Genomic DNA, 11,076 nt, shown 5'->3' with positions numbered 1-11,076 from the left:
TGTGCCATTGTGAGAGCAAATTGCAAGTGGTAATTCTATCAGAGCATAAAAAAAGCCGGTTTGTTCATCAAACCGGCTCTAGAGCATGCTGTCGCACCGTTAGGGGCGCTGGAATTCGCTTGACGCTTTCCACTCAGGCCACTTGTCAGCATTCGCCAAATCAACACCGACTTCGAACAACATTTGCGTGTCTTCCTGAATGCCGCCAAAATCCCAGCTTTCGCGGAATTGGTCACACACCTGATGATAACAACCAGTGACAATAACGTTAGTCCGTTTACGATACTGTGCTGTTGCCTCATCGATAGGCTCTTCACCACCTTTGGCATACAGCGCCGGAACGCCCTGTTTGGCAAAACTAAAATGATCTGAACGATAGTAGTAGCCTGCTTCCGGTCTGCCTTCCTGAGCAAGAACACGGTCCTGACGTTTTACCGCTTTCGCGAGGTAATCTTCCAGTTCAGATTTGCCCATCCCAATCACCGAAACGTCTTTCGTGCGACCCAGCACATTCATCGCGTCCATATTGATGTTCGCGACGGTTTTGTCCAAAGGAATGATGGGGTTTTGTGCATAAAACTTACTGCCCAGCAGACCTTGTTCTTCTGCTGTGACAATCAAAAAACTGACAGAGCGCTTGGGCGCGGGGTCTAGTGCGGCAAACGCATCAGCCATGACGATTGCTGCGGCGGTTCCAGTGGCATTATCATGCGCACCATTGTAGATCTGATCACCTTCTTTGCTCTCGTCTTTGCCCAAGTGATCCCAGTGCGCCGTATAAATAATGTGCTCATCGGGCAATTCAGAGCCGGGCAGGGTGGCGAGAACGTTATAACTTTTTGAGCGTTCAATGCTGTTATTTACCGTCACGCTGGCAGCAATATCCATCGCTTGGTGATAAGGACCTTGCATCGCCTTGGCTTTTTGTTGTGCAAAATCTAATCCTGCATCAGCAAATACCTTTGTCGCGGCTTCGAGGGTTAACCAGCCTTCAATGGCAACGCGGCTTGCGCCGTTATCGGCAGACGGTAAACCATACTGCGCGCCACTCCAGCTATTGGCCACGACTGACCAAGGGTAAGACGCTGGCGCCGTCTCATGCACAATTAATGCGCCGGCGGCACCTTGGCGGCTAGCTTCTTCGTACTTGTAACTCCAGCGACCGTAGTAAGTCATCGTAGTGCCTTGAAATTTGCCTGAGTCAGGATTTTCAAAGCCAGGGTCGTTGATCAAGATAACCACCGTTTTACCCTCAACATCGAGACCTTCGTAGTCGTTCCAGTCATATTCTGGTGCATTCACACCATAGCCAACAAAGACCAATTCCGAGTCAGTCAGCGCGACTTCACTCTGTTCGCGTTTAGACGAGGCAACCATGTCTTCCTGATAGGCGAATTGATTTTCGCCTATGGTCATTGTCATGTCAGGATCTGCTGTGATCTGGATCAGGTCAACAGGCTGCAAAAAGCTGTCGCCGTTGCCGGGCTGCAGACCGGCTTGTGTGAAGGCATTGACTAAGTAGTCGAGGGTTTTTTTCTCACCCGCCGTGGTGGGTAACCGACCTTCGAACTCATCTGAAGAGAGTACTTTGGTGTGTTGCTTAAGGCTGTCCGCAGAAATATTGTTGTAGACCGTTTCAAAATTGCTCGTTTGTGGTGGAGCCGTTTGCACATCGGTATCGGGGTTTTGCCCGCAGGCTGAGATACCAACCGCACAAAAGCTCGCCAGTGTTAGGTGTTTTAAGTTCATACTTTGCTTCTTATTTTGATTAGAATAGCGACTTATTGACCTCGTTAAGTATAGAGATTTGTGCCATGCAAACAAGCCATCAGTCGATGCAATTTTCGACTCAAGGCCATCAATCACCTCAGTGGGGAAGCTTTACGCATCTGGCGAAAGGCGAGCCATATCTGGCTTATCTTCACGCACTTTATCGGCTAGGTGTGCGCGAACAGCAACCTGTGGTGAATGTTTTAGAGCACCTTCGCCAAACCGCATGCGCTGACAGCGCTGCAGTCCCGGAATTTGTGTGCCAATCTACTTACGATAGGGATCAACGCTACTATGAATCCATTATTTTTGAGGACAACAGGGTGCCTACGAGAGAGGGTTCATGGCATGACTTTTTTGGCGGCCTGATATGGCTTCAATTTCCGCACACCAAACGGTTGCTCAATCGGCTTCATGTTGACGAAATTCGCCAGCATGGCCTGCATCCACGTACGCGTTTGCGCAATCAAATCACGCATTTTGATGAGTGTGGTTTAATCTTGTGTGGCACATCACCGCGGGCAAGACCGGTGGTTGAGGCGCTTGCTCAACATCACTGGCATTCAGCTTTATGGGACAATCGCGCATGCTGGCATGATGACCTGATCCCCATTATTTTTGGGCATGCCAATCTGGAGATGTTAATGAACCCTTATCTCGGCCTCACCGCGAAGTGGGTGTATGTTGAACTGCCGTCAATTGACGCCGCAGTCGTGTCTTCTGGCCATTTCGGTAGGCTCGATAATTACTTGGCCCATGAAGCTAATTTGGCTGAGCAGTTTGAACAGCGTCAGCGTTTAAAGCCGCTGCCGTTGGCGGGAATACCATCATGGCATTCCAACCAGTCAGCGGCGTTTTATGCGAATACTGAGGTGTTTAGGCGAAAGCGGTGAACGCGGCCCATACGCCCCAGATAATCAGATACGGCGCGGCCGCAATAATGTAGGTTTTAGAACCACGAATGGCGGTCCACTGAGTTAATCCAACTGCGATCAAGTAAATACTCCACAGGCTCTCAATGCGCATGGATTGCAGCAAGCCAAACCAAGGGGAACCCAGTTCGAGCCCAAACCAATAGGCCAAGGATGTCGGGCTTAGCGCCACCGGCGAAAGCTGATGCGAATCAGCCAATAAAATTACCACCAGCGCAATCAAACCCGCCACCACCGACGGCATTGAAATCCACCAAGTGAACCCGTACCAGTCAGTAAAACCATGTGTACTCTGTTCATCAGATTTTGTCATTAGGTTGAGGTAGGTCGCGACAATGGCATTGATCACGATGTAACCCACAAAGGCACCTACGACTGAAAAAATTTGCATGCTTCCGGCCGACATATTGTTGCGGATCATTGCTTGTTCATTCGGGCTGGTATCGGCGTAGGAGCTGTTAATGATCAGATCTTTATACCATTCAAAGTCAACGAAATTAAAATACAGATACGCAGGCAGAATGGCCAAAGCGATGACTAAAATAAACGGAAACCACGACCAGTTGTGTTTGACGTTGGTTGCCGCGAAGACGCCATTCGGCTTAATAAATATTTCACTACAGGCTTGGATGGGGTTAGTGACTTCAGACATGTTATTCCCTTTAATGATTTATGATTATTTTTTGATGACGAACATCTCGTCACACAGTAAGTCTGGCTTTACCGATTCAGGCGTTTCAGTACGGTAATACAAGGACGCGGCAGCTGACAAATATCTTTTTACTTTATTCTGTAATAAAGTTTTACTCAATAAGACTGTAGGACAGGTAGACGTCATATTAAAGTGGCGCATCACAACTCAACATGTGTAGGACAATGGAATGATAGAAGTCAAACAACTTGCTAAAAAGTTTACGGTTGAAAACCCTAAAAAACTCAGCGAACAAGAAAAAACAGACCCTCGCTTAAAAGGCCGCTTTTTTCATAGTGTAAAGGATGTGTCCTTTGACTGTGCTCAGGGCCAGGTACTGGGTTTACTCGGCCCCAATGGTGCAGGTAAAACCACGACATTACGAATGCTCTCAACAGCTCTCAAGCCAGACAGTGGTAGCATAACCATCAGTGGTGTTGATGTGTTGGAGAAACCCATTGTTGCGCGGCAAAAAATTGGTTTTCTATCTGGCTCAACCGGTTTATACGGTCGCCTTACCGGGCGTGAGAATATCGCCTATTTTGGGCGTTTACATGGCATGGATGATGAGAGCATCGAATCGCGCATTGGTCAGTTAGCCGATATATTAGAACTGCATGATTTTCTCGATCGTCGAAGCGAGAACTTCTCGACCGGCATGAAGCAGAAAACCAATATAGCGCGTGCCGTTGTCCACTCGCCAGAGGTCGTCATTCTGGATGAGCCCACGACGGGGTTGGACATCATGGCAGCTCAAACGGTACTTAACTTTATTATGTCGCTTAAAGCACAGGGAACACCCGTCATCTTCTCTACTCATCACCTTGATGAAGTTGCCGAGTTATGTGATCGCGTTGCGGTCATCGATCAGGGCATTACCCGTTTTAACGACACGATTGATGCATTTACCGCGTTATCCGATCAGTCGTTGAGTGCCTCTTTCCTTGCCACCATTCAAAGGGAGCTATAATCATGTGGTTAGTTATGACGAAAGAAATTAAAGAGTTGTTACGTGACCGTAAGACCTTGTTTTTTATGATTGCCTTACCCTTACTCATGTTTCCTGTCATTTTCGGCGCAGTAGGCTTTTTTGCATCGAAAGCTGTCAAAGAAGCTGAAAGTAAGCCTCTGACGTTCGCCGTAGTACACGCTGAGCGAGCTAGAGGATTGGTTGCTGCGCTTGAAGAACAACCATTGTTGGAGCGTTTAGACATACCCAGCGATGTTGATATTCGTAATTGGGTGAAAGCGGATAATGCCGACTTTGTTATCGAAATTCCTGAGAATTACAGTAACGATGTGATGCAAAGTGGACAAATTTCGATCAAGCTGTACTTTAATGACGCCGGACTCAATATGGTTGAGCGGCGACTCAATGAGGTGCTCGATACGATTGCGTCAAAGAATCAACGAGCGGCATTTGCAGCACTTAACGTGACCGAACAACAGCAGCAGGGCTTATTGGATCCCATTGTTCTTGAGAAAGTTAATGTCGCTGATCAACGTGAGAACTGGGGTGAAAAAATTGGCGGAATGGTTCCCTATTTGGTGTTTATCCTGTGTTTACAGGGCGCTATGATCCCTGCAACGGATCTAGGTGCTGGGGAGAAAGAACGCGGTACGCTGGAGACGTTGTTGATTTCGCCGATTGAACGGCACCATATCGTACTCGGCAAATTTTTCGCCATTGCGTTGGCAGGTATCATGTCGGCATTGGTGACGGTGGGGAGTATTGCCATCTGGGGTACTGTTCTCAGTCAGGGGATGGCGATTAAGATAGTGGCCGATTTTATGGCCGCAATCAGCATCATTGATTTCGTACTGGTATTTTTGATGCTTATTCCGGTGGTGGCTATCTTTGCGTCTGCATTGCTTAGCTTGTCTATTTACGCACGAAGCTTTAAAGAAGCCCAAGGCTACATGACGCCACTGGTGTTTGTAGTGCTTGTTCCGGTTATTTTGTCGATGCTGCCGGGCGTTGAATTAAAAGGCGGCTGGGCGTGGGTGCCATTAACCAATGTTGCGCTGGCGATGAAAGAGTTGATTAAAGGGACCATGGATTACTTCCAGCTCTTCGCTATCTTTGGTTCTACAGCGGTTATCGCCGGGGGATTAATTTACTTTTGCGTGTTCTGGTTTAACCGCGAAAAAGTCCTGTTCCGTTAAGCTAGACGTTACAACACACGCCCGGACTGGTCCGGGCGTGTCGTTACCCAAGGCGTATCACGTCAATCCAGCAGTCTATATCTGCCACTCTCCAAAAACATTTCCTCGCCAATTTGCTCCTGATACATTTTAGCCAGTTTATCTATCTAAAGGACTTCGTGTGCCGGAAGAGTGCTGGCCTATCACATGCTTAGTTACACCGGCTTTTTTCGCAGCCGCTCGCAATGCTTTGGTCAATGCTGTCCAATGCAGATGACGGCGGCAGTAGTATCCATCCACAGGATGCTGGCATCGTGTTGTGGAGGGGAATAAGTATTGCCACTTAAACTCTCTTATTGCATACGGATACTTTCTGGCTAAGCCCGGCGGTAGGCTGGTTTCTCCTCCACCTTCAGCAGTATCGCGCTGATGAATAGCCCTAACTGACTCGATTTGTTTTTTGAGCGCCTGCACTAGGTTGTTCGGTAACATCGTCACGCGGTCTTTGCCGCCTTTACCCCGAAAGACAAAGACGCTTTACCGTCAAAGTCGATATCTTTTACCCGCGGTTTAAGTCATTCAGCTTTGCGTAAACCACATCCATAAAGCGACGAAAAGGCGAGCTGATACTTTTCGTTCATGTGGCTGATAATACTCAAAGCCTCTTCGTGAGCTAGCACGGTAGGCACACGCTTAGGCGCACGGGCACGAATGGTATCGGGTAACAAGGTCAGCTCACGCTCAAACACATGCTTGTACATAAACACGATGGCGCAGAGTGCTAAGTTCTGTGTCGATGAGGTGACTCGACGCTTAACAGCAAGGTAGGTTAAGAAGTCTGTGACTTCCTGCTCACCGAGCTCTTCCGGATGACGCTTGTGGTTAAAAATAATAAATCGCTTGATCCACAACAGATAGGTTTTCTCCGTTTGGATAGAGTAATGCTTGGTGCGCATGATATTGCGAATTTTTTCTAAAAAGGGACTTTGACCCATTAATTTCTCCAATAAATAACGATATGTAATTACTGAGAATTCTCAGTAACGCGCATCATAGAATCGGATAAATTGACGTGTAACCAGCGCGGTATAAGGGGGTTAGTACAGTTTACGGTTTGTAGTTACTGAGACGTCTCAGTAACACGCAATGAATTTAGGCTAAAATCAGCCTGTAGGCCGCATTATTGCTGAAAATGGGGTATGCTTTGATAATGTAATTTATGAGACTTCTTAGTAACACGCAAATTCAAGCACCTAAAAAGGCTAACTCATTGATTTACATATGAAAGCTTGCATTTAGAGATCGTTATTACTGAGAATTCTCAGTAACACGCATGAAAACAGTGTTTTTTAACGAGTCAATTATTGTAAGCTGCTGATATTAAATACGAATATGGAGATTTGTTGCATGAATCCAGCCCGGTGTTACTGTGAATTCTTCATAATAAGATGTTAGGTTTCACAAGGATGTATGTATTTTGAAAGTATTTTTGACGTTTTGTCCTTTAATATTAACGTTGTCAGCTCTTGGAAAAGGCGGAGTTGACTCGGCGTATTTAGCTGGGGAGTGGAAATGTCATCAAGAGTTTCAGCTTTCAGATTCTGTTATTTTTAGCGCATCGCATACTAGCAAATACTCATTGTCTTCTGACACCGTCGTCTCAAACGGAATTATCACAACTTATCTAATTAACAAGCCAGGCACTAAGTCTGTATTGCAAGTACAGTTTCATTCACACTATTCGATTGATGAATTAGAAGTTACATTCAAACCGTATGAAATCGAGGCAACAGTTCTCGAAAATGGTTTGGGAGATTTGACCGAAGAGTTTGTCGATGGGTTTATGCAACACAAAGTTGAATCATCAGCTGACCTATTATTGATTGACGAGTCAAATTTTCATTTAAAATATAGGAATGGAACATCGGCGGAGTGTTTAAGAGCGTGAAACCTAACAAACCAATCAAGCTCGCTCACTGCGTTCGCTGGGACAGTTACTCGCCAGCGCTATCGCTATTTTCGCGGTCAAGTAACTGCCCCTTATTGGGGCGTTATACTACTACTTTAAAGGATGATTGATGCTCTCTGATAAAGAAGGTTATTTAAAAGTTTATGAGTTGATAATGAAGGAGGAACAACATTTTTTAGAGGCACATCAAACTCGAGTTAAGTTCTACATGAGCATAATATCGGTACTTATGGCTGCAACCGTGGCAGGAGTGATGAAGGCAACTATTTGGTACCATTTTATTATCTTAACTGCTGGTCCAATTTTATCTTTGTTAGCATCAAGTATAGCTTCTGACGGTACTTTTCGCTTATATCAAAGGTTCCTAGAATCAGTCACTATGAGAGCCAAGTTAGAGCAAGTTTTAGGTTTCACTAAAATCCCTCAGTTTGATTCATCTATCGAAAATTTATATTGGCAAAATGAAGGCATTGTTGCGCCAAGACATATTGAGAGCCGTAAAGAGTTTGATTCTTCTAAATCTTTTTTGGAAAAGTTTTCACGTAAAGGATACCACCACTCAACAAAAATGCTATTTCGTGGGTTTCAAGTGTTAAGTGTTTTGTTCTTATTTAGCTTAATTGGCTTATCGGTATTCGTAGCATAACAGGCCATTCAAAAGGACAAATAACAGTTGGCTATTTGCTCCTTCGTCGCTTATTTTAGCCAACTATCATTCGCCTCTTAATGGGGCGTTGGTATGACCAAAAGGAGAACGCAGGTTGTCTAAGGGTTGGATTATTTCTGGGAAAGGATTACGAATAGGTGTTGGGCCAACTACGATCACGATTAAAAACGACGGAACATTTGAATCGAATGGAGTTCCCTTATTGCTGGGGTTCGATATGTGCCCTCATTGGATAGACATATCGTACAATCACCTCAAAACTGCTCTAAGAATGAATCGTTTGGGCATTCGAGAAAACGAAACCAGTTCCAAGGTCAGCATGCTGCTCGAAAAGGAATTTATCGCTGGTATGCAATCAATTACTGCTACCTGTACTGCGATAGATGCATTCTTTCATGGAACGTTAAAGAATTTGGATAATTCGGATCAACTGCGCGAACAATGGAAATCTAGTAAAAAAGGCACAGCACGTTACAAACGTGTCGCAGAAACTCTGAGGCAAGCATTTAAATTAGACGACAAACAAGCAAAGAACTTTAAGGAAACAATACGTCTCATTTATGATTTCCGTGACAGAGTCGTTCATCCGGACAGCACGCAAAAGGGCGTTGTAAGACATCCTGAATTTGGCTACAAAGTAGAATGGAGATTTGCAGCATTTAGGGCCATAAACGCAAAAAATGCTCTTGGTAATGCTCTACAAGTAATCGAACACTGTTGTGTCCATGAATCGCATTTTAGAAATAAAGAAGTAGCCTCATACTGCAAGGCATTGCACAAAGACATCAAGCCAACAATAAAAAAATGGAACAGAGCATATGGAAACCTCTATGGTAAGGGCATCTAACAAAAAGCTAAACACGTGTGCCGCTGCGCGGCACACTGGGACAGTAACGCAGCGGCGCTACGCGATTATGCCGCTACGTCACCGCCCGTTAGCTTAGCGTTAAGTGCCAGCCTGTATGCAACCAAATTATGAAAAATACACACTGGAAGAGCTTCTAGAAGCTAAGGCTGGTTTAGATTCAGAACGCTTTCCTGAGAGACTTATTTCAATAGAAAAGTTAATAAGCCAAAAAACGGAAATGGCTAGTAACTTTGACAAAGGAAATAAGTAAAATAAGGTGAATTTATATGAGCGGACAACGCTATCCGGAAGAGTTTAAGATTGAAGCAGTAAAGCAGGTTACGGAGCGAGATCATTCAGTAGCAGATGTTGCCCAGAGATTGGGGGTAACCAGCCACAGCATTTATAATTGGATGAAGAAGTACGGACCTAAAGCTGCTGAGCATCAAGCAAGTCGTGATGAAGCCAAGAAGATAAAGGCGCTTGAAAAGGAATTGAAGCGAGTTACTGAAGAGAGAGACATCTTAAAAAAAGCGGCGGTATACTTCGCAAGCCAATCCGACTGAGGTATACCTTTATTCAGGATAACAAGCACTTAATGTCGGTTAGGCGGTTGTACAGGATCTTTGATGTTCACCCTAGCGGTTTTTATGCGTGGCTAAAGCAACCAAGCTCACAACGCGCTTGCCGTGACACTCAACTGTCAGGCTTGATTAAGCAATTCTGGCTTGAATCAGGTAGCGTTTATGGTTACCGAAAGATCCATTCTGACTTACATGACACCGGTGAAAAGTGCGGCATTAATCGTGTTCACAAGTTGATGAAGCAAGCGGGTATTAAAGCACAAGTCGGTTACCGTAAACCTCGACATAGAGGTGGTAATCAACATGTTGTTGTTCCACATCGTTTGCAGCGAGAATTTAATCCCAAGGCACCGAATACCTCGTGGGTAACAGATATCACCTATATCAAGACACATGAGGGGTGGCTGTATTTAGCCGTCGTCCTAGACCTGTTCTCGCGAAAAGTCATAGGCTGGTCAATGCAGTCAATGATGACAAAACGAATTGTATTGGACGCCTTACTGATGGCTGTTTGGCGAAGAAAACCGACCGAGAAAGTCATGGTGCACTCGGATCAAGGTAGCCAATATACAAGCTATGAATGGCAATCATTTTTAGCTGCACACGGACTAGAAGGCAGTATGAGTCGGCGTGGTAATTGCCACGACAATGCTGTTGCAGAAAGCTTTTTCCAACTGTTAAAGCGTGAACGAATAAAGAAACGAGTTTACACAACTCGGGAGCAAGCAAGGGCTGATATCTTTAATTATATTGAGATGTTTTATAACGTAAAACGAAAACATGGTTCCAATAATTTACTGTCGCCAGTAAACTTCGAGAACCAATACCAGCAACAACTAGAAAGTGTCTAGGTTAGTGGTGGCGATTCAACCCGATAAAAATCATGCTATGTTTGTTCATGCTAGCCTCCAAATTGATTTAGTATTGAACAAACTAATTATGGCTCTGGTGAGTAGTTTTGCTGTTAACTAACCCACGAAAATGCGGAGGCTAGCATTTCTAAGGGAGTCATTGTGTCTATATCTCTAGGAGATCTTTTTGAAAAAAGGATTTAATAAACAAACACTGATTCGTTGGAAGGTCTATATAGACCGTTCAAAAATGTACATTGGATACATTCAATTCCTTCTCATCATTTTTGTCTTCATCAACTCTTTGGACAACAATCCAGTAAGTCAGTTTGTTTTAGAAAAACCATTCATTGCTGTACCAATAATCTTGGTCTTGTTTGTTCTCTGCTCGTTAGTCCTTGGCTATATGGATTCAAAACTGGGGTTCAGAGAAGAAGAAATAAGAAATCATTCACGGTCAAACCCTGTATTACGGCAAATTCAAATCTCATTAGATGAGGTAAACTCAAAAATAGATAAACTTGAAAAGAGTCAAAGTGAAAATGAGGTGGTTTAATTGAATTGACCAGTCCAGTTAAGGATATAATCAACCCTTAGCTGGAGAGAGTAAATGGCCGAAA

13 protein-coding genes are annotated in these 11,076 nt (G+C 44.7%); 9 read left to right on the top strand and 4 right to left on the bottom strand.

Translation table 11 applies throughout. The annotated features are described in order from the left end of the window. Window positions 1-99: 99 nt before the first annotated feature. The gene (locus KIU71_RS00060; RefSeq protein WP_214129041.1) at window positions 100-1,749 is read right to left on the bottom strand and encodes a M28 family metallopeptidase; all 1,650 of its coding nucleotides are present in this window, start codon (window positions 1,747-1,749) and stop codon (window positions 100-102) included. A 65-nt stretch (window positions 1,750-1,814) separates the two neighbouring features. On the opposite strand from KIU71_RS00060, the gene KIU71_RS00055 reads away from it, so the two are divergent. Next, window positions 1,815-2,663 carry a DUF3025 domain-containing protein gene (locus tag KIU71_RS00055; protein ID WP_214129040.1) on the top strand — a complete coding sequence of 283 codons (849 nt, stop codon included), beginning with the start codon at window positions 1,815-1,817 and terminating at the stop codon, window positions 2,661-2,663. On the opposite strand, the gene KIU71_RS00050 is transcribed toward KIU71_RS00055, so the two are convergent. After that, window positions 2,647-3,354, bottom strand: coding sequence for a YIP1 family protein (locus KIU71_RS00050; protein ID WP_214129039.1), 708 nt, complete (start codon window positions 3,352-3,354; stop codon window positions 2,647-2,649). The two genes, KIU71_RS00055 and KIU71_RS00050, sit on opposite strands and share 17 nt — an antisense overlap. 229 nt (window positions 3,355-3,583) lie before the next feature. Here KIU71_RS00050 and KIU71_RS00045 point away from each other — a divergent pair, with 229 nt between their 5' ends. Together KIU71_RS00045 and KIU71_RS00040 are read left to right on the top strand one after the other, a co-directional pair. Then, a complete protein-coding gene (locus KIU71_RS00045; protein WP_214129038.1) occupies window positions 3,584-4,363 on the top strand; it encodes an ABC transporter ATP-binding protein in 780 nt (259 codons plus the stop codon). 2 nt (window positions 4,364-4,365) lie between these two features. Beyond that, entirely contained in the window at window positions 4,366-5,559 is a 1,194-nt protein-coding gene (locus tag KIU71_RS00040) for an ABC transporter permease (RefSeq protein WP_214129037.1), read from the top strand. Between the two features lie 138 nt (window positions 5,560-5,697). Here the strand turns inward: KIU71_RS00040 and KIU71_RS18085 are convergent, their stop codons facing one another. After that, on the bottom strand, window positions 5,698-6,036 hold the full coding sequence (locus tag KIU71_RS18085) for a hypothetical protein (RefSeq protein ID WP_250207172.1): 339 nt from the start codon (window positions 6,034-6,036) through the stop codon (window positions 5,698-5,700). 77 nt (window positions 6,037-6,113) lie between these two features. Further along, window positions 6,114-6,533: a phage integrase N-terminal SAM-like domain-containing protein gene (locus KIU71_RS18080; protein WP_250207171.1), complete on the bottom strand. Its 420-nt coding sequence runs from the start codon at window positions 6,531-6,533 to the stop codon at window positions 6,114-6,116. A 482-nt stretch (window positions 6,534-7,015) separates the two neighbouring features. On the opposite strand from KIU71_RS18080, the gene KIU71_RS00030 reads away from it, so the two are divergent. The 6 genes from KIU71_RS00030 (at window position 7,016) to KIU71_RS00005 (ending at window position 11,012) form a co-directional block, all read left to right on the top strand. Beyond that, complete coding sequence (locus tag KIU71_RS00030; RefSeq protein ID WP_214129036.1) at window positions 7,016-7,486, top strand: hypothetical protein; 471 nt, start codon at window positions 7,016-7,018, stop codon at window positions 7,484-7,486. A gap of 130 nt (window positions 7,487-7,616) precedes the next feature. After that, window positions 7,617-8,153, top strand: coding sequence for a hypothetical protein (locus tag KIU71_RS00025; protein ID WP_214129035.1), 537 nt, complete (start codon window positions 7,617-7,619; stop codon window positions 8,151-8,153). Window positions 8,154-8,268: 115 nt separating this feature from the next. Next, a complete protein-coding gene (locus tag KIU71_RS00020) occupies window positions 8,269-9,021 on the top strand; it encodes a hypothetical protein (protein ID WP_214129034.1) in 753 nt (250 codons plus the stop codon). Window positions 9,022-9,136: 115 nt separating this feature from the next. Beyond that, complete coding sequence (locus KIU71_RS00015; RefSeq protein WP_214129033.1) at window positions 9,137-9,292, top strand: hypothetical protein; 156 nt, start codon at window positions 9,137-9,139, stop codon at window positions 9,290-9,292. Window positions 9,293-9,308: 16 nt separating this feature from the next. Continuing rightward, window positions 9,309-10,456, top strand: a protein-coding gene (locus KIU71_RS00010; protein ID WP_214129032.1) for an IS3 family transposase whose coding sequence is annotated in 2 segments (ribosomal slippage) — window positions 9,309-9,558 and window positions 9,558-10,456 — 1,149 coding nt in all. Because the reading frame shifts where the segments join, the coding sequence is not laid out codon by codon here. Between the two features lie 187 nt (window positions 10,457-10,643). Continuing rightward, a complete protein-coding gene (locus KIU71_RS00005; protein WP_214129031.1) occupies window positions 10,644-11,012 on the top strand; it encodes a hypothetical protein in 369 nt (122 codons plus the stop codon). Window positions 11,013-11,076: the final 64 nt, after the last annotated feature.

This window comes from Alteromonas oceanisediminis (assembly GCF_018474025.1).
GTDB lineage: Bacteria > Pseudomonadota > Gammaproteobacteria > Enterobacterales > Alteromonadaceae > Alteromonas_E > Alteromonas_E oceanisediminis.
This window is presented reverse-complemented; position numbering and strand designations above follow the sequence as displayed.